Genomic DNA, 18,781 nt, shown 5'->3' with positions numbered 1-18,781 from the left:
CGGCGCCGCTTGCGGGTCGTTTCAGGCCTATCCTGAAGGCCGTTGACCGCAGGCCCAAACCAGACCCGGAGTTTCCATGCGCCCGATCGCCCTCGCAGCCGCCTCTTCCATGCTCGTTCTGGCCTCGGCCTGCGGAGCCAGCGGACAGAGCCAGCCCGCCGCCGCCACGCCGGGTGCCCCGGTCGAGACGCGTGCGGCCAATGGCGCGAACCAGACCCCCGCCTTCGCCGGCCAGACCCGTGCGCCGGGTGTGACGACCGAGGGCACGCTGCGCCATGCGGTCGTGGCGTCCGGGCTGGAGCATCCCTGGGGCATGGCGATGCTGCCCGACGGAAACTGGCTGGTCACGGAACGGCCGGGCCGTATGCGGATCGTCAGCGCCGCGGGCGCGGTCGGCGAGCCGATCACCGGCCTGCCCGCCGTCGATGCGCGTGGCCAGGGGGGGCTGCTGGACGTCATCCTGTCGCCCGACTTCGCCAGCAACCGCACCATCTTCTGGAGCTATGCCGAGCCGCGTGAGGGCGGCAACGCGACCTCCGTCGCGCGCGGGGTGCTGTCCGAGGACGGATCAGGCGTGTCGGACGTGCGCGTGATCTTCCGCGCCCTGCCGATCTATGACGGCGACAAGCATTTCGGATCGGCCCTGGCGTTCGACCCGGCGGGTCACCTGTTCATCACCCTGGGTGAGCGATCGGACGCGCCGATGCGGCCCCAGGCCCAGGATCTGGGCTCGCACATGGGCAAAATCATCCGCATCAACGCCGACGGCAGCGTGCCCCAGGACAATCCCTTCGTCGGTCAGGCCGGTGCGCTGCCCGAGATCTGGTCGTCGGGCCACCGCAACGTGCAGGGCATCGCGACCCAACCCGGCACAGGCGCGATCTGGACCATCGAACACGGCACGCGCGGCGGCGACGAGCTGAACCGGCCGGAAGCCGGCAAGAACTACGGCTGGCCGATCATCGCCTATGGCGTCGAGTATCGCGGCGCGGCGATCAACGAGGGGATCACGGCTCGCGAGGGCCTGGAACAGCCGGTCTATTATTGGGATCCGGTCATCGCGCCCGGCGGCCAGGCCTTCTACTCCGGTGCCATGTTCCCGGCCTGGGACGGCAATCTGCTGATCGCGGGTCTGGGCGGCAAGTCGCTGACCCGGCTGGTACTGGAGGGCGACAGGGTGGTCGGCGAGGAGCGGCTGATGACGGGCCTGGGCGAGCGCATCCGCGATGTGGCCGTGGGGTCGGACGGCGCGGTCTGGGTCATCACCGATGAAGACGATGGCAAGCTGGTGCGGCTGGCGGCAGCCGAGTAGCCGCCACTTCAGCGCCTGATGTCGAACGCCAGCAGCAACGTCTTCTGCACAAAGTTGTCGTTGTCGTCGCTGAGCAGATAGAGGCGCGTGCCGGTCGATGTGGCCACGGCCGCGACACCTTCGAAATTGTCCGTCGAGGCGGGCGGGCGAAGGTGGATCAGTGGCGCCGACAGGGTCCCGTCCGGCGCCATGTGGCGGACGCGGGCCTGCATGTTCAGGGGCGGGGTGAAGAGGCGCTGGACGATGAACCAGCCTCCCGCCGGATCGACGTCCGCCCCGGTGGTCAGGAATCCGTCAGTATAGGCTGTCGGGGCGTGGGGCAGGGCTTCGCAATCGGTGTCGTCGCAGAGCCATGCGCCGCCCGCCTCGCCCAGCGCCAGCCACTTGCCGTCCGGCGCAGGGGCCAGGCCTTCGATGCCCTGATTGTCGCCGAAGGGGTGTCGCGGGGTTGAAACCAGCCTCGGCCGCTCGCTCGCGCCTGAGCCGTAGGACCAGATCCGGTGGTCGCGCTCGAAGCTGACCAGGACGTCGCCGTCGGGCAGGATGGCCAGACCTTCGGCGTCGGCGTTTTCCTTGGGAGCGAGAACGGCTCCGTCGGGGCCGATGAGGGGGCGGTTGGTGGCGTCGCCGGCAGACGTCAGGCGGCCGTTTCGGTCCAGCCGGATCGAGAAGCGGACGAGGTGGCCGAAGTCGCTGACCGCCCAGGCCTGCATCTTCGAAGGATCGGCCCCCGTGATCTTCAGATCCGAAAGGCCGTGCAACTCGGTGCCGCGCAGGACCAGGCCGCCACCATAGCTGACGCCGGGGGCCAGGGTGGCGCCGCCGATGCCGAGCGGGACGTGGCGGGCCTCCATGCGGATGACGTAGTCGGGATCGGTCGCCGGGCCGGGCGTGGCGGTGGCCACGGCGGCGCAGGCGGCCAGCGCCATCAGGGCCAGCGAAAGGCCGGCGCGCAAGACCAGCCGCATCACGCCGCACGCTTCAGGCGGCGCCCGCCCTTCTGAGCCTGCTTGGGCGCGGCGTCGAACAGCTCGGCCAGCTTCTCGATCATGACGCCGCCCAGCTGTTCGACATCGACGATGGTGACGGCGCGGTGATACCAGCGGGTCACGTCGTGGCCGATGCCGATGGCGATCAGCTCGACGGGCGACTGGGTCTCGATCCGTTCGATGACGGCGCGCAGATGTTTGTCGAGGTAAAGGGCGGCGTTGGCGCTTTGCGTCGAGTCGTCGACCGGCGAGCCGTCGGAGATGACCATCAGGATCTGGCGGCTTTCGGGCCGGGCCTTGAGGCGGTCGTGGGCCCAGGTCAGGGCCTCGCCGTCGATGTTTTCCTTGAGCAGGCCCTCGCGCATCATCAGGCCGAGGTTCTTCTTGGCGCGGCGCCAGGGGGCGTCGGCGGCCTTGTAGATGATGTGACGCAGGTCGTTGAGGCGGCCGGGCATCGACGGCTTGCCGGCCGTGATCCAGGCCTCTCGCGCCTGTCCGCCCTTCCAGGCGCGGGTGGTGAAGCCGAGGATCTCGACCTTGACGCCGCAGCGTTCCAGCGTCCGCGCCAGGATGTCGGCGCAAACCGCCGCGACCATGATCGGCCGTCCGCGCATCGAGCCGGAGTTGTCGAGCAGAAGGGTGACGACCGTGTCCCGGAACGGGCTCTCGGACTCCATCTTGAACGACAGTGGGCTGGTCGGGTCGGTGATGACACGGGTCAGGCGGGCGGTGTCCAGCACGCCCTCCTCAAGGTCAAAGGCCCACGACCGGTTCTGCTGCGCCATCAGGCGGCGCTGCAGCTTGTTGGCGAGGCGGGCGACGACGGAGGACAGGATGGTCAGTTGCTGGTCCAGCAGGGACCGCAGGCGATCCAGCTCCATCGGGTCGCACAGGTCAGCGGCGTCCACGACTTCGTCATAGGCGGTGGTGAAGACCTTGTAGACATCGACCTGACGGCCGTCGTCGGCGTTCTCCTGACGGTTCGGCAGGGCGCCTTCGGCCACGTCGGGGCCGTCGTCGGCGGCGTCGCCGTCGCGTTCGGCGGGAGAGCCGTCGGGGCGGGCGTCGCGGTCCTGTTCGGAGGTCGGGTCCTCGGAGGCGCCGTCCATCGACTGGCCGCCTTCGCCGCCGCTTTCGTCCTCCTCATCGTCCTGATCTTCGCTGGCTTCAGGCTCCTGAGGATCGGGCTCATCCTCGCCCGCGTCATCCGAAGCGTCGTCGCCGCGTCCGTCGCCGGGGTCCAGGTCAAGGGCGCGCAGTACGTCCTTCAGAGCCTTGCCGAAGGCGGCCTGGTCGCCGGCGGTCTCGGCCAGCTTGTCGAGCTGAACGTGCGCCTTTGCCTCGAGCTCTGTGCGGACTAGATCGAGCATCGCGCCGGCGCCGTCGGGCGCACGCTGGCCGGTGACGCGTTCGCGGAGTAGCAGGGCGACGGCCTCGGCGACGGGGACACGGTCGGCCTCGGTGACCCTCAGGGCGCCCATCTTTTCCAGACGGGTCAGGAGGGCGGCGTCCATGTTCTTGCGGACGCCCGCGAGGGCGGTGGAGCCGTGGGCCTCGACGCGGGCCTGTTCGACGGCCTCGAACACCTCGGCGGCGCGGCTGTCGGTCGGGCGCAGGGTCGAATGGATCGACGGGTCGTGGTTGGCGAGCCGCAGGGCGAGGCGGTCGGCCTGGCCCCGGATCGTGGCGCTGTCGCCGTCGGACGGCGTCCGCGGCGGGTGGGGTAGGGTGAGGACGCCGCCGGTCAGCTTCGGCCCGTCGGAGCCGAACACGACCTCGAGCTCCGACTGTTCCGCGAGCGCGCGGGCCGCATGGGCGAGGGCGCGCTTGAAGACCTCGGCGGGGGTGTCGGCGGGGGGCATGGGCGACACCTAAGGCGTCGGGACGGCGGAGGCTAGAGCTCCGCGCCCGTCGTCCGCATGATCTCGGCGCGCAGCTCCGGCAGGCCCGCGCCCTTTTCGGCCGAGGTCACGATTACCGCCGGGAAGGCGGCGGGGCGTTTGGATATGGCTTTCAGCGTCGCCGCCGCGACGGTGTCGCGCTCGTGCGCCTTGATCTTGTCGGCCTTGGTGAGGACGATCTGATAGCTGACGGCAGCGAGGTCCAGGGCGTCCAGAGCCTCGGTGTCGACCGGCTTCAACCCGTGGCGGGCGTCGATCAACAGATAGACCCGCTTCAGCGTCACCCGGCCGCGCAGATAGTCGCGGCCCAGATTTTGGAACTGTTTCACCGTCGATTTGGACGCCTTGGCCCAGCCGTAGCCGGGTAGGTCGACCAGCCGCAGCTTGCCGTCCAGGTCGAAGAAATTGACCTCGCGCGTCCGGCCGGGCTCGTTCGAGGCGCGGGCCAGCTTGTGCATGCCGACCAGGCCGTTGATCAGGCTGGACTTGCCGACGTTGGAGCGGCCGGCGAAGGCCACTTCCGGCAGATTGGGCTCCGGCAATTGCTCGATCTTTGCCGCACCCATGACGAAGGTCGCAGGGCGCTGAAACAGAACGCGAGCGGCCTCGATCTCTTCGTCGTCGTAGTCGGATGCGGTGATCGGCCCCTCGTCGGTCAAGCCGGGCTCTTCTTCGTCAGCTTGGCGATCAGGTCGTCGATCGGGTTCTCGGCCTTGAAGCGGTGCATGATAAAATACTGCTGAGCGATCGAGAGGACGTTGTTCCACGCCCAGTAGATCAGCAGACCCGCCGGGAAGCCGGCCATGATGAAGGTGAAGATCACCGGCATCCAGGCGAAGATCTTGCGCTGGATGGGATCGGGCGCGGGCGGGTTCATGGCCGTCTGCAGCCACATGGTGAAGCCGTAGATGATGGCGAGGACGCTGAGCGCCAGGGTGAAGCCACCCGCATGCGAGCCGATCAGGTTACCGACCAGCGGCACCGAGGACGGATCCCACGGGATCAGGCCGAACAGCTGCCAGATGTTGGTGGGGTCCGGCGCCGACAGGTCGCGGATCCAGCCGAAGAAGGGCGCATGCCGCATCTCGATGGTGACGTAGAGCACCTTGTACAGGGCGTAGAAGACCGGGATCTGGACCAGGATGGGCAGGCAGCCCGCCAGCGGATTGATCTTCTCCTTCTGGTACAACTCCATCGTGGCCTTCTGCTGGGCCTGCGGGTCGTCCTTGTGCTGTTCCTTGATCTTTTCCATGTGCGGCTGAAGCTTCCGCATCTTGGACAGGCTCTCGTAGCTCTTGTTGGCCAGCGGGAACATGACGAGCTTGATCGTCAGGGTCAGCAGCAGGATGGCGACACCGAAGTTGCCGACCAGGCCGTAGAAGAACTCGACCAAGAGGAAGATCGGGCGCGTCAGGAAGAACAGGAAGCCCCAGTCGATCGCGTAGATGAAGCGCGGCAGGTCGTACTGCTTCTCGTAGGTCGAAAGGATCTCATTGCGCTTGGCACCCGCGAACAGGTGCTGGACCTCGACGATCTGGCGGCCCGGATTGATGACGCGGGCCTCGCCGAGGATGCGGGCCTCATGGATGTTGTAGCGGTTCGCGTCGGTCACGCGGAACTCGGCCTGGACCGTCTCGGTCTGGGGCGGGATCAGGGCCGCCATCCAGTATTTGTCGGTGATGCCCAGCCAGCCGCCGGTCGACTCGAACTGTTCGCGCGGCTTCTTGGCCCAGTCGCCGTATTTCAGCTGGGTCGTGGCATAGCCGTCGCCCTTGGAGAAGGTGCCGATGCCGCCCTCGTGCAGGATCTGGGTCTTGCCCAGATGCTCGGGCACGCCCTGGCGTTCGATGCGGCCATAGGGGGCGATGGTGATGGCCTGGGTTCCCAGGTTGGCGACCGTGTCGGTGACGGTGAACATATACTGGTCGTCGATGGCGACGACGCGGGTGAAGCGCAGGCCCTGTCCGTTGTCCCAGGTCAGGGTGACGGGCGTGGTCTGGCTGAGGGTCGAACCGGAGGTCAGGCGCCAGATGGTATTGGGGCCGGGAACGCCGCCGGCGATGTTCTGGCCGGTCCATCCGAACTGGGCGAAATAGGCGTGCTCCATGCCCTGCGGACGGAACAGTTCCACCGGGGGGGCGTCGGCGTCCAGCGTCTCTCGGTAGTCGGTCAGGAACAGGTCGTCGATGCGGCCGCCCTGGAGCGACAGCGAGCCCTGAAGTTTATCGGTGCGGACCGGCACGCGGGCGACGTTGCCCATGGCCTGGGTGCGGTCGGTGACGAAGATCGCGCTCGACGAGGCCGGCGCCGTGCCCGGAACCTGATCGGCGGCGTCGGGCGAGGCCGGCGCGGAGGCCGCAAAGGCTTCCTGAGCGGCCTTACGGCGCTCCATCTGCGGGCCCATGACGAAGATCTGGTACAGGATCAGGATCGCCGCCGTGGCCACGGCGAAGATCACCATATTCCGGGTGTTCTCGTTCTTCATGCGGGTCAGCGGTCCAGGACTTGGAAAGGTGGAGACGTCGTATCGACGGAAACGGGAGCCGGCCGGGCGGACTTCGGGCCGTCGACGGGGGTCGCGAGCCTTGTAAGGGCCGATTTCACATCGTCAAGCAAACGCTCCCACGGACGGTCGGCCGTGCCCTGTCTGGCGATGAAGACATAGTCGCTGCCGGGGACGCCGTACTGGACGACCATGGCCCTCGCGGCCTCACGAAGGCGGCGCTTGCAGCGGTTGCGCACGACGGCCCCGCCGACCTTCCTGGTCGCGGTGAAGCCGATCCGCATCGCGGCATCCCCGTCGCCGCGATCCAGTCGCTGCACGACCACGGCGCCGCGGGCCAGAGAAACGCCTTTCGCGGCCGCCAGAAACTGGGGCCGCGAGGTCAGGCGATGGATTGTGGTGGCAATCGTCATCGATCCCCTCCCTCGGGAGGGAACAGGCCGCTTAAGCCGTCAGCTTTTTGCGGCCCTTGGCGCGGCGACGCGCAACGATCTTCTGTCCGTTCTTGGTGGCCATCCGCGAACGGAAGCCGTGACGGCGCTTGCGCACGAGTCGCGACGGCTGATAGGTCCGCTTCACGGTCGGCTCCAGAGGTTAGAGTGGCGCAAAGAACGAAGGCGTCCTCTGCGGGAAGGGCGGGCGTATAAGCGGAGGGGCTTCGGCTGTCAACGCCGACGACGACGTCCTATAGCTTTGAAACGCCGGAATGCCCGGAACCGTTTGAGAATACCATGGATCGCCTGAAACGGTTTCTGCCTCTTATCGTCCTCGCCTGCGTGATCGCCCTGATCTTCGGCATGGGGTGGAACCGCTATCTGTCGCTGGACACGCTGCGCGTGCACGGCAGCGAGCTGAGGGCCTATGCGGCGGACAATTATATACTGGCTCTGCTGGCCCTGATGGGGATCTTCGCCGTCGCCACCGCCAGCGTGGTGCCGGGCGTCTTTTTCGTCACCATCACCGCCGGATATCTGTTCGGGCCCTGGGTCGGGGGCGTCTCTACGTCCATCGCCGCCACAGTGGGCGCCCTGATCGTCTATGCCGTCGCCCGGTCCGCCCTGGGGCAGGATCTGCGTCGCAAGGCCGAGCGCGACGAGGGGATGCTGAAGAAGGTCTGCGTCGCCATCGACCAGGACACCTTCTGGTATGTGCTAGCCTCGCGGCTGGCGGTCGTCGTTCCCTTCCACATGATCAATATCGCGGCGGGCGTCATGTCGGTCCGGCTGGCCCCCTATACGATCGCCACGGTCATCGGCCTGCTGCCGGCCCACATCATCTACTGCTGGATCGGGGCGCGTCTGAACCAGTTGCTGGCCGAGAACCCCAACCCCGACATCCAGGCCCTGTTCGGCCAGTTCTGGGCACCGATGGCCGGTGTCTTCGTCCTGGCAGTGGTCCTGCCCCTGGTCCTCAAAGGCCTTCAGAAACGGTTCCCCGGAGCCGCCACGACGTGAGCCCCATGGTGGTCCTTCGCGAGCGGTTCGACCGTCTGCCCGCGCAATGGCGCGAGCGGCTGACGCCCCATGCCCCGGACGGCCTGTCGTCGCGCCTCCTGCTGCTGACCGTGGCCTTCACCCTGGCCGTGCAGGCCCTCATCGTGGGGCCGAACGCCGCCAGCTTCCACGAGCGCTGGCTGATGGACAGGCTGCAGGCCGCGGAGCTGGCGTCCGTGGGGGTCGAGGCCCTGCCCTATAGCGCGGTGGACGACCAGACGGCGGAACAGCTGTTGCGCATCGGCGGGGTGTCGGCGGTGGCCATCAGCGACCAGGGAGTGATGCGCCAGCTCCTGCAGGCTCCGAATCTGACCCGTGCGCCCGACTTCATCGACCTGAGGCGTCGGAGCCTGGGCGCGCGTCTGATGGACCCGATCCACACCTTGTTCGGGCCGGAGGACCGCTCGATCCGGGCCCGTGCGGCACCCCGATACCGTTCCGGCGACTTCATCGACGTCGTCGCCCCGGCCGAACCGCTGAAGGTCGAGCTGCGGGCCTTCCTGCTCAATAGCCTGCTGGTCTCGATCGTCATTTCGGTGGTCGCGGGCGGCCTGCTCTATACCGGCCTCGCCTTCCTGGTGCTGCAGCCGCTGCGCCGGGTGACCCGGTCCATCGAAGGCTTCGCCGCCGACCCCCAGACGGTCGCCCCGACCCCTTCGGATCGCCATGATGAGATCGGCCGGGTCGAGCGCGAACTGGCCGTCATGCAGGAGGAGGTGCGTCAGGCCCTGCGCTCCCGCTCCCGGCTCGTGGCGCTGGGCGAGGCGGTGGCCAAGATCAACCACGATCTCCGGAACATGCTGACCTCGGCCCAGATCGCCTCCGAACGTCTGGCCTCGTCCGCCGATCCCCAGGTCGCCAAGGCCCTGCCGCGCCTGGAACGGGCGCTCGGTCGCGCCGCCGCCCTGACCCGCAATGTGCTGGACTATGGCAAGTCCGAGGAGCCGGCGCCGGTCGTGGACCGCGTTTCGCTGGCGCCTGCCGTGACCTCGGCGGCCGAGGATGCGGGGCTGGAGGCGACCGGCGTGCGTCTGGTCAAGGCCCTGCCGGCGCGCTTCACCATCCAGGCGGATGCCGACCAGTTGCATCGCATCCTGGTCAACCTGATGCGCAACGCCCGTCAGGCCATCGAGGGCGACCCTGCGCGGGCGGTCCGCAAGAGAGGCGGGCCGCTCGGGTCGGTGATGGTCGAGGCCACGACTGAGGACGGCTGGAGTGTCGTCCGCATCGTCGACGACGGTCCCGGCATTCCGCCGCGCCTGTCGGAGCGGCTGTTCGAGCCCTTCGTCAGCGGCGGATCGGCCGACGGTACGGGGCTGGGACTGACCATTTCGCGCGAACTGGCGGCCGCGCATGGGGGCGAACTGAAGCTGGTCGAGACGGGACCTGCGGGCACGACGTTCGAGCTGAGGTTGCCCAGCTAGGGCCGGTCGATCGAAAGATGCAAATCGAGACGGCGTGCGACGTCCGAACCTCGGCGTCCGCTACTGCGTCCGGGCCACGCCCTCGCGCCGATCATCCGCTCCGCCGTCCCAGTGGTCGCCCTTCCAGATTCCGCCGTGCAGGCCGGACGTCTCTGAGGCGTTGGGCTGGAGCACGATGCCGCGTTCCGCCAACTGCTCCGTCAGGGTCGGACCGAAGCGCGCCGTGTCCGCCCCGAAGCCCGCGCCGCGCGCCACCAGATTGGGCAGGTCGAACGCCGCCTGGATCGGCAGTCCCCACACCAGGGTCCCGATTAGGCCCTTGGCGTTGTAGGCCAGGATGGAGGGGCCGCCCGGCGAGCCGAGAGCGCCGACAAGACGGCCGTCGTGGTCAAGGATGATGACCGGCGACATGGACGACCGCGGTCGCTTGCCCGCCGCCACCGCGTTCGCGATCGGCGCACCCTCCGCTGTCCTCGGCGAGAAGGAAAAGTCGGTCAGCTGATTGTTGAGAAAGAACCCGCCCGCCATCCGGCCCGAGCCGAAGATGCTCTCGACCGTGGTGGTCATGGAGACGGCGTTTCCTTGCGCATCCACCACGACCAGGTGGGAGGTGCCGGCGGGCTCGCGCGTCGCGTCGGGGGCGCGGAAGACGCCTCCCGGCGGGGTCCCCGCCGTGGCGGCGCCGGTCAGGTCGGGCGCAAGCGCCGCGCGGCTCGCCACATAGTCGGGGTCCAGAAGGCCCGCGACCGGCACCCCGACGAAGGCCGGATCGGCGACATAGCGGTCGCGATCGGCGTACATCAGCCGCTGCAACTGGGCGAACAGGGTCCAGGCGTCGGCGCTGGTCTCGCCCTGCGCCAGGACAGGCGCGGCGGTCGGGGTCTCGGCCATGGCCAGCAGCTGCAGCAGGGCCACGCCGCTGGACGGCGGCGGCGGGATGCAGACGACATAGACCCGGAACGGACGGCACAGGGCGTCCCGCGCGATGGGGCGATAGCCGGCCAGGTCTGAGGCGCTCAGCGTGCCCGGACGCGGCTCGGCCTGGACCGCCTCGACGATGGCCTCGGCGATCGGGCCGGTCCGCAGGGCCTGAATGCCGTCGCGAGCGATCGTCGCCACGGTGTCGGCGTAGGCCGGGTTCCGCAGGGTGTCGCCGGCGACGTAGCGGGTCCCGTCGGGCTTGGTGAAATACTCGGTCGCCCAGCGGCTCCGCGCCTGCCCGCCGCCGGCGATGAAGCCAGCGAGGCGCGGGCTGACCGTGAAGCCGTCGCGGGCCAGCCGCTCGGCGTCCCCGAACAACGAGGACCAGGCGAGGATCCCATGGGCCTCCTGCGCCATCGCCAGGGCCGCCACGGCGCCCGGCGCGCCGGTGGAGCGTCCGCTGAGCACCGCGTCCATGAAGGGCAGGGGACGGCCGTTCTCGTAGAACAGCTCGGGCGTCGCATCGGCCGGAGCGGTCTCGCGCCCGTCGTAGGTGGTGACCTCTTTCGTGTCGGCGTCATACACCATGAGGAAGGCCCCGCCGCCGAGGCCGGAGGACTGGGGCTCGACCAGACCGAGAACGGCCTGCACCGCCACCGCCGCATCCACCGCCGACCCGCCGCGACGAAGCACCGCCATCCCCGCCTCGACCGCCAGCGGGTTGGCGGCCGCCACGAACGGCCCCCGCGCGGGTGTGGCCGGCGTCGGTGCGGCCGGCGTCGGTGCGGCCTGAATCCTTGCGGGCGCGCCGCCTCCGGTCGTCTGGGTCTGGCACGCGGCCAGCGACAGGGCCACGGCGGCGACGAGCAGGCGACGGAACGGCGAATACGGCATGGCGACCCGGAAAACACTGATGTCGATCGGTGACTTGATGGACCTAAGCCCCGTCGTTCGCCGCGCCAAGGGCCCGTTTTCAACTTGGATCGAAAACCGGGTTGCGCGTCGAAAGCCGACCCGCTAGATACCCGCCCTCGCCGCAAGGCGAATGCGCGCCCGTAGCTCAGCTGGATAGAGCATCAGACTACGAATCTGAGGGTCGGACGTTCGAATCGTTCCGGGCGCGCCATTCTTTCCTGAACATCGACAGAGACTTCGTCTGGTTGGCCGCTGAATTGCCCGCCGCCAGGCAGGGCGCGTCGCCGGGTCGCCTTGGCGCGATCTCGATCTCGGACGGTTTGTTGGTCGTCCGCCGGATCGCTTCGATCCGCTCCAGACGATGGCGTGAAGCCGGCCTCTGCCAAAGCCACAAGGACAGACGACCCGGACATCGCCGGTCGCGACAGCCGCGAGAACAAAATCGCTCCTCGCATTCCATAACTCTGATCTCTGTTGCGCATCCGCTTCAGAGCCAGACTTACAGCGAACATTGATCATGCTGCACTTGCGAAAAGCGTCGGTCCTCCATAGCGTGTCCTGGGGGAGTTATCGATGTCTCAGGCTGTATCGCCGGCCATTCTGGATGAGCCGCACACTGGGGCCGAGCCAGAACAATCGGCTCCCAAGCGCGTGCTGATCGTGGCGCTGAACTACGCCCCCGAACTGGTCGGCTGCGCCAAATATACGACCGAGCTGGCCGAGGAGCTGGCGGCGCGCGGCCATACCGTCGAGGTGGTGACGGGGCCACCCTATTATCCGTCCTGGACGGTTCCGACGGGATACTCCGGCGCCGGCTGGTCGAGCGAGGTGTTGAACGGCGTCACGGTTCACCGCGTTCCTCTTTATGTGCCGCGAGAGCCCACCGGCCTCCGACGCGTGATCCATTTGGCCTCCTTCGGGGCGGCCGCGACGCCGACCGCCATGCTGGTGGCGCGCCGGTTCAGGCCCGACCTGGTGTTCGCCGTCGCTCCAACCCTGGCCGCGACCGGGGCGGCGCTGGCGGCAAGCCGGGTCTCGGGCAGCGCCAGTTGGCTGCATGTTCAGGACTTCGAAGTCGATGCCGCGTTCGATCTCGGCGTGCTGAACAGCGACTTCGCCCGACGGGTGGCGCTGGGCTTCGAACGGACGCTTCTCAAGCGGTTCGACCATGTGTCCAGCATCTCGCCGGCGATGGTCGAAAGACTGGCGGCCAAGGGGGTGGACCCGGCGCGCGCCAGCGAGTTCCGCAACTGGGTCGATGTGGATGCGGTCCAGGTCTTCGCCAGTTCCAACACCCGCTACCGCCAGGAGCTCTTTATTCCCGAAGACCGGGTCGTCGCCCTCTACTCAGGCAATATGGCCGGGAAACAGGGGCTGGAGGCCCTCGGCCAGGTCGCGGCCGGCCTGAAGGCGGCCGAGGCGAACGTGTCGCTTCTGCTGTGCGGCGACGGCCCAGCCCGCGCCGAGCTCGAACGAGCCTGCCGGGGCCTGGACACGGTGCATTTTCTGCCATTGCAGCCATTGGAGCGTCTGCCGGAACTGCTGGGCACGGCGGACATCCACCTGCTGCCTCAACGGCCGGAAGCCGCCGATCTGGTCCTGCCGTCCAAGTTGACGGGCATGCTGGCCTCCGGTCGCCCGGTCGTGGCGATGGCGGCGAGCGGCACAGGCCTGGAACACGAGGTGAGCGGGTGCGGTCTGGCGGTCGAACCGACGGCCGAGGCCATGACGGCGGCGGTTCTCGAACTGGCGTCCGATGCGGCCCAACGCCGAACCCTGGGTGCCGCCGGCCGCCTGCGCGCCGAGGAGCGTTGGCGCAAGAGCGCGATCATCGACGGGTTTGATGGGGAGATTTCAAGTCTGATTCCAGGTGAATACAGAACATGACCATGAGTCTTCTACGCCGCGCGGCCAAGCTGGCGCGTCTGTTACGCAACCGGACGTACAGGCGAGGGCTACGGTTTGGCACGGCCGCCGCTATCGAACACGAGGGGGCCCTACGCACGATAGGGCCAGCTACCCTTATCGATGTAGGTGCCAATATCGGCCAGTTCTCCTTGGCGGCCCGTGCCCAGCACCCAGACCTGCTTATTCACGCCTTCGAACCTCTGGAGGCGGCCGCAGACCGCTTCGATCGCCTGTTCGCAGACGACGATAGGGTCACTCTCCATCGCGTCGCAGCGGGACATACGCCCGGTGAAACCGAGATTCACATCTCGGGACGGGCGGACAGCTCCTCTCTCCTGCCGATTTCGGCCCGTCAGAACACCATCTTTCCAGGCACTGCTGAGGTGTCCAAAGCCAATATCAAGGTCGTGCGGATCGATGACGTGGTCGATAGCGCCGCGCTTGCCGATCCCATCCTGGTGAAGCTTGATGTGCAGGGTTTCGAGCTATCGGCCTTGCAGGGCATGCCGTTCCTACTCAAGCGCGCGGCCTACGTTTATCTCGAAGCGTCGTTCGTCGAACTTTATGAAGGCCAGCCCTTGGCCGACGAGGTAATCCGCTATCTGCAGGAGAGAGGACTCAAGCTCTCCGGTGTTCACAATTCCTTCACGACGCCAGATGGCGCGTCCGTCCAAATTGACATGCTGTTTTCGCGGTAGATGCGCTGTCGTGTGCTAAAGCGCGGAGCATGCTGGCCGATGGGGCGGAGTCGTCGTTGGACCGATTCATGATCGCCGGGCAACTGAGGCGCCAAGCGACCTAAATGAGCGCTTCAACCTTAGTCAGCTGGTGCCTTGCTTGTTCGCGAGCCAAGCGCAAGGCTGCGGCAGCAGCGCACGTAAGGTCAAGTCGGCTATCGGTGCCAGAGTGTGTGCGCAACCAGACCAGCGCCACGTCCTGAAAATCGGCCAAAGGGGCGACAAGCCCAGGCGAGCTAACGTGATCGCAAGCTATGCACCCCCGTTCGGTCGCCAAGACCGCCGCTCCCTCGGCAAGGGCCTCAAGCAAGACTAGAGGCTGGGCTTCGTTTTGATAGTCCGTAGCGAAGACGAACGCGTCGATCGACTGGTAGAAACGTGTCTTTTCCGCTCCGTAAACCGCCCCCACCCACTGAAATCTGCCTCCGTACTCGCCAACGGCGGCTTCGATTGCATGACGCGTTTCCAGATCGCCGATCGGCCCCGCGATGCGCGCCTGAATATCCAGCCCATGCGCCCTCGCAGCGCGAAACAGTTCAACGAATCGGACGGCCCCCTTCTCCGCCGTAAGATTGGCCAGATGGCCGATGGTTAGACGGCCTTGGCGCGCCGTGGGGTTTGAAACCGGCTCCGTCATGAATGCATTGCTGAGCACCATCCCTGCGTGACGGCGCCGCGACCAGGCGGACGGGTAACGAGCTTCCAACTGGTCAAGCATCGTCTGGCACAGGGCGATATGGCGCGTGTCCAACGGGGCCAACCGAAGCTGCAGGTCCATCAACCTCGATTTCCGGTTGATGTAGGCAAAGCTGTGGTGATGCATCCACAGGCGGTAGCCGAGGGTGCGGGCGACCACGAGCACGAGAATGTTCCAGATCATCCCGGCGCCGCCGTCGCTGGGCATATAGAGCGTGCTTGCCCCCTCGCCTCTCGAACGGATCAACACCAGCGCCGCCCTGGCTGTGAGGCCCAGTCGCGCCAGATGTTTGCGGATACCCCGCGCCCCGACCGGGGGGGCGACGTTCACCACCGTCTTGAGCTTTCCTACGTCGTCCAGTCGAGCCACCATCTGTTCGTTGACAGCGGACAAACCCGTCACCGGCGGAGGCAGTTGAACGACGGCGACGATGTGCGCGGCGACCATAGGACTATCGGAAACGATTGAAGCCAAGGCGCACAAGCCCGGCCTTTATCCGAGCATTGCGTCTCGCATGGGTTCGCAACAGCCCCCGCCTGAAGGCCGCCTCATCGGCTCCGTCGACCTCGGCTGCATTCGGGACTCCCGGGGCGACGACGCCAGTCCAGTCCCGCGGGGTTGCGCCGGCGACATAGGCCTTCAGCCATCCGATCGAGTTGTGGGTCGCCCCGTCTACGAAGCCGTCGTTCCTGACCAGGGTCATTGGTGGCATCAAGGTCAGCCCGCCAGAGCGATGCACCGACCACGACCAGCGGATGCCCCAACTGTCCAGTTGCCCGTTCATCTGTCGGACCAGCATGTCGGAGAAGGGGTAGACGCCCCCCGCGTCGAAGGCGGTTCTGGCGGGGCCCGGCACAGCCACCGCTTCCCATCCGGCGGCCAGGGGATCGAAACGGTCCCACGCCCGCTTCCAGGTCGCCCAGCCCCAGGTCGTGGCGAAGCGTTGAAAGCTCCCCTCAGCCCGCCCCTCGAACTCCGGGACCCGGTACTGATAGGAGCTGATCTGCATGACGCGGGGGTCGTCCGCATAGGCGTCGAGGCCCTGATTGAGCCAGGTCAGCGTGGTGGGGTGAACGACCAGGTCGTCCTCAATGACGATCACGCGGCCGAACCGCTCACACAGGGCGGTCACCTCAGTGATGATCGAGGTGGCCAGCCCCCGATTGGCGGCTTGACGCACGACGGTGACATTGGGTGCCGCGAAGGTGGCGGCCACGGCGGCCGTCTCTTCGACGGCTTCGGCCACCGCCGACGACTTCGGACCATCGATGAAGATGAAGACCGGAGAGGCCTCGAATTCAGGACAGGCGGTGAGAGCCGTCAGCGCCGCCCGCAGATGACCTGGCCGGCGATAGGCGAACACGGCGATGGGGGTGGTCATGGAGATCATCCTTGATAAGCTGCCATGCGGTCCAGCATCATGCCGTCAGCGAGTGCTTCGACGCCGGAGCCGGCTTGAGGAGCCGGCGCCAAAGAACAACGGCCGAGGCTGAGTAGGCGACCACAGTGCCCCAAGCCGCACCGATCGGGCCGAAATGTTCGCTGAGCCAGACGACAGCCGCCACGTTCACCGCGGCTCCAACAAGTCCGGCAATAGCCATGACGCCCGTGATGCCCTTGGACGCCAAGGCGCGAGATGCGAGCAATCCATAGGCGACCGAAGCGGTCGACAGGACGTACACGGCAAGCACATCGGCCTGGGAGTTGAAGTCGGGACCAAAGAGCAGGCCGAGCGTCCATCCCCCGATCAGAAGCGACAGTCCGCTCGCCGCGAGCGTCAGCGTGGTGACGAGGACAAGCGAGGCCAAGACGGCCGGCGAAAACCCGGCCCCGGCCTTCATATCCCTGATCAGCCACGGTGCGACGACCAGCACCAAGACGCCAAAGACCATATTGCCGACCTCGGCTAGCCGGGCCGGCGCCGCATAGAGCGCAAGGGCAGCCTCTCCGAAACGGAACTGAATATAGATTTGATCGAACCGGTAGTAGACGGCGATCATGACGCTCTGAAACGCGATAGGTGAGGCCTTGGCAAGTAGGGCGCGATAACGCGGGCGAAGCGGGCGGAAGAGGCGCCGCCTTTGCGCGGCACCAATCGTTAGAAGAACTCCGTACAGCAGGGGCTCAAGTCCATAGATGGCCGCAAAAACTTCGACTGGTGCTTGCATTACCCATGCCGCACCAATGGCGACGACTGCCAAGACGGCCGTCATAGCGCGCAGACCAATGTACTCCTGAGGGGCGTGGCGGGCTTGTGCGTCAGAGGTCATGGGCAGGGCGGCGGCACCCAGAACCCGAAGGCCCGCTAGGGCGTAGAGCCAAGCTTGGTGCTGATTCAAGATCGAGAGCGCACCAAGGGTGAGCAGAAAGACGACAGCACTCACAGCGACCGTCACCATGACCGCCGACCAGGCCAGGAATGGTCGACGCTGCGGCTGGCTAGCGGCACGGCCATACATGATTGACTGGGTGCCGAAAGCCACGACGGGTTGCTGAACGCCGGCGATCGCCGTGACGAACGCAAACGCTCCAAACTGCTGAAGCGTCAATAAATTGGCTGCGGAAGCGAGCAGCAAAAAGCTAACAAGAACCTGAAAGATAGTGTCCAGCGCAAAAGCAAAGCTAGCGCGACCTAAAGGCGCGCGCCTGATAGATGCTACCGGTCTGATCACGCACGAACTTCTATAGTCTTAACGCCAGCTTGACGATTTCTTCTAGAGATCTCAACAACATATATAACAAAAGACGCAATCAAAACAAGCAATATCGCCCTGAAAACATTTCTTACCGGATATGTGAATTGAACATACATAGCCATGAGCAAAATGGAGTTCATTAAGACAGATAGTGGGCCCCGGTTATATAGATTACTCTTTATCGATACATAAAGTGCGCCGAGCTGGACAGAGAAAAACGTCATCACAGCAGGAAGTCCAAAATGAACAAGCTCGAATAACGCTGATGCTGGCACGTACTTGTGAAGTCGATACTCGGATGACCGACGGATCTGGTCAAACCCGTCGATCGCACTTGGTAGAGGTGAAAAAGAAAGAAACATATATGAAAACGAGTATGCTACATCTCTTGAGAATGCGGCTGATAGCGTGAATACGCCCTCAAAAACATTGAGTAGAGGCTCGTAGGGTCGTCCTCCGCCGCCGGTAAATGCATTACGGAAAAAGTCAGGTAGGCTGTTCAACCCGTGGTGCCCGAGCCCACGTCCGTTGAGCATAGAGATAAGTGTTACGGCAGCAGCCATCGCCGAAACACTGGCGAGAGCCAACCCTCTCCGGCCACCAAACACCCACACCCCGAATGCAAAAACGCCCAAATACAAAGCAGCCCCGCGAGAGTGAGATGCCAGCTCAAATAAAAGAAGCCAGGCTGCTGGAACGGACGCAATCAGAGCTATTGGACGAAGTCTCGACTTGACGACCAAATAGGACATCAAAGTCCATGAAAATATACCTATAAGATGCCTAGATTGCTGTATAACCGTAAAAATGGCGCCGTCTAACGTAAGCGCAGCGGGTGAATTCAAGTACAAATAAACATTATTACTTTTTAAAAGCCCTTTATCGATAGATATGAAATGTAAAAATGCAATAAACGTCAAAACAAACGACAGTACTAACGTTAGTTTGGCATTTAATGTGATAAATTTGACGGAACCTATCGTTGCCCCGAATGGCGATTGTTTACGTGACGCAACCAAAGATATAGAGAAATAACACAAGAACATCAGCGCCGTTACAAGCAGCGTCATATAATACGATTCTAGTTCAATGCCTCTAGAGTATAAGTTAGACATAGAATAATTGGCTGAGCCCGTATACACCGCGTAAAGAGAAATCTGAGCGCCTAAGATATATATCATGATGCCATGAGGCGCGGGAAGAAAGTCGATGCGCCGGAACATGAGCGATAACATCGCGGCTTCGAGCGCGACAATGATGAAGATTGTTAGCGTAGCCATGGAAG

Annotated in this window: 16 protein-coding genes and 1 tRNA gene; 6 read left to right on the top strand and 11 right to left on the bottom strand. The window is 65.4% G+C overall.

All coding sequences use genetic code 11. The features are described 5' to 3' along the window. Positions 1–76 precede the first annotated feature (76 nt). On the top strand, positions 77–1,312 hold the full coding sequence (locus tag ACW171_RS10655; RefSeq protein WP_492093162.1) for a PQQ-dependent sugar dehydrogenase: 1,236 nt from the start codon (positions 77–79) through the stop codon (positions 1,310–1,312). 8 nt (positions 1,313–1,320) lie between these two features. Here the strand turns inward: ACW171_RS10655 and ACW171_RS10650 are convergent, their stop codons facing one another. The 6 genes from ACW171_RS10650 to rpmH are packed head-to-tail and all read right to left on the bottom strand — an operon-like array spanning position 1,321 to position 7,284. Continuing rightward, positions 1,321–2,280 (bottom strand): esterase-like activity of phytase family protein, encoded by a 960-nt coding sequence (locus ACW171_RS10650; RefSeq protein ID WP_492093161.1) that lies wholly within the window; start codon positions 2,278–2,280, stop codon positions 1,321–1,323. Next, positions 2,280–4,163 carry a cobaltochelatase subunit CobT gene (cobT, locus tag ACW171_RS10645; RefSeq protein ID WP_492093160.1) on the bottom strand — a complete coding sequence of 628 codons (1,884 nt, stop codon included), beginning with the start codon at positions 4,161–4,163 and terminating at the stop codon, positions 2,280–2,282. Before cobT ends, ACW171_RS10650 begins: the two co-directional genes overlap by 1 nt. A gap of 32 nt (positions 4,164–4,195) precedes the next feature. Beyond that, on the bottom strand, positions 4,196–4,861 hold the full coding sequence (gene yihA / locus ACW171_RS10640; RefSeq protein ID WP_492093159.1) for a ribosome biogenesis GTP-binding protein YihA/YsxC: 666 nt from the start codon (positions 4,859–4,861) through the stop codon (positions 4,196–4,198). Next, complete coding sequence (gene yidC / locus ACW171_RS10635) at positions 4,858–6,687, bottom strand: membrane protein insertase YidC (RefSeq protein ID WP_492093158.1); 1,830 nt, start codon at positions 6,685–6,687, stop codon at positions 4,858–4,860. Before yidC ends, yihA begins: the two co-directional genes overlap by 4 nt. A gap of 5 nt (positions 6,688–6,692) precedes the next feature. Beyond that, positions 6,693–7,118, bottom strand: coding sequence for a ribonuclease P protein component (rnpA, locus tag ACW171_RS10630; protein WP_492093156.1), 426 nt, complete (start codon positions 7,116–7,118; stop codon positions 6,693–6,695). 31 nt (positions 7,119–7,149) lie between these two features. Continuing rightward, the gene (gene rpmH / locus ACW171_RS10625; RefSeq protein ID WP_013268133.1) at positions 7,150–7,284 is read right to left on the bottom strand and encodes a 50S ribosomal protein L34; all 135 of its coding nucleotides are present in this window, start codon (positions 7,282–7,284) and stop codon (positions 7,150–7,152) included. Positions 7,285–7,436: 152 nt separating this feature from the next. Here rpmH and ACW171_RS10620 point away from each other — a divergent pair, with 152 nt between their 5' ends. Beyond that, on the top strand, positions 7,437–8,159 hold the full coding sequence (locus ACW171_RS10620; RefSeq protein WP_492093154.1) for a TVP38/TMEM64 family protein: 723 nt from the start codon (positions 7,437–7,439) through the stop codon (positions 8,157–8,159). A gap of 5 nt (positions 8,160–8,164) precedes the next feature. Then, positions 8,165–9,622 carry a sensor histidine kinase gene (locus ACW171_RS10615; RefSeq protein WP_492096620.1) on the top strand — a complete coding sequence of 486 codons (1,458 nt, stop codon included), beginning with the start codon at positions 8,165–8,167 and terminating at the stop codon, positions 9,620–9,622. A 60-nt stretch (positions 9,623–9,682) separates the two neighbouring features. Here the strand turns inward: ACW171_RS10615 and ACW171_RS10610 are convergent, their stop codons facing one another. After that, positions 9,683–11,437, bottom strand: coding sequence for a gamma-glutamyltransferase family protein (locus ACW171_RS10610; RefSeq protein ID WP_492093152.1), 1,755 nt, complete (start codon positions 11,435–11,437; stop codon positions 9,683–9,685). A 155-nt stretch (positions 11,438–11,592) separates the two neighbouring features. Between ACW171_RS10610 and ACW171_RS10605 the strand changes: the two genes are divergently transcribed. From ACW171_RS10605 to ACW171_RS10595, 3 genes are all read left to right on the top strand, one after another. Further along, a tRNA-Arg gene (locus ACW171_RS10605) sits at positions 11,593–11,669 on the top strand. Between the two features lie 362 nt (positions 11,670–12,031). Continuing rightward, a complete protein-coding gene (locus tag ACW171_RS10600) occupies positions 12,032–13,345 on the top strand; it encodes a WcaI family glycosyltransferase (protein WP_492093150.1) in 1,314 nt (437 codons plus the stop codon). Beyond that, positions 13,342–14,064: an FkbM family methyltransferase gene (locus ACW171_RS10595; RefSeq protein WP_492093148.1), complete on the top strand. Its 723-nt coding sequence runs from the start codon at positions 13,342–13,344 to the stop codon at positions 14,062–14,064. The genes ACW171_RS10600 and ACW171_RS10595 overlap by 4 nt, the downstream gene beginning before the upstream one ends. Positions 14,065–14,164: 100 nt before the next feature. Here the strand turns inward: ACW171_RS10595 and ACW171_RS10590 are convergent, their stop codons facing one another. Genes ACW171_RS10590 through ACW171_RS10575 form a run of 4 tightly spaced genes read right to left on the bottom strand, consistent with a single transcriptional unit; the run spans position 14,165 to position 18,776 of the window. After that, complete coding sequence (locus ACW171_RS10590) at positions 14,165–15,247, bottom strand: glycosyltransferase family 4 protein (protein WP_492093147.1); 1,083 nt, start codon at positions 15,245–15,247, stop codon at positions 14,165–14,167. A gap of 4 nt (positions 15,248–15,251) precedes the next feature. Further along, positions 15,252–16,181, bottom strand: coding sequence for a glycosyltransferase family protein (locus ACW171_RS10585; protein WP_492093146.1), 930 nt, complete (start codon positions 16,179–16,181; stop codon positions 15,252–15,254). 37 nt (positions 16,182–16,218) lie between these two features. Beyond that, positions 16,219–17,472 (bottom strand): lipopolysaccharide biosynthesis protein, encoded by a 1,254-nt coding sequence (locus tag ACW171_RS10580; protein WP_492093145.1) that lies wholly within the window; start codon positions 17,470–17,472, stop codon positions 16,219–16,221. Then, the gene (locus ACW171_RS10575) at positions 17,469–18,776 is read right to left on the bottom strand and encodes a hypothetical protein (RefSeq protein WP_492093144.1); all 1,308 of its coding nucleotides are present in this window, start codon (positions 18,774–18,776) and stop codon (positions 17,469–17,471) included. Before ACW171_RS10575 ends, ACW171_RS10580 begins: the two co-directional genes overlap by 4 nt. Positions 18,777–18,781 lie beyond the last annotated feature (5 nt).

It is taken from the genome of Brevundimonas sp. FV1ye28 (genome assembly GCF_058681135.1).
This window is presented reverse-complemented; position numbering and strand designations above follow the sequence as displayed.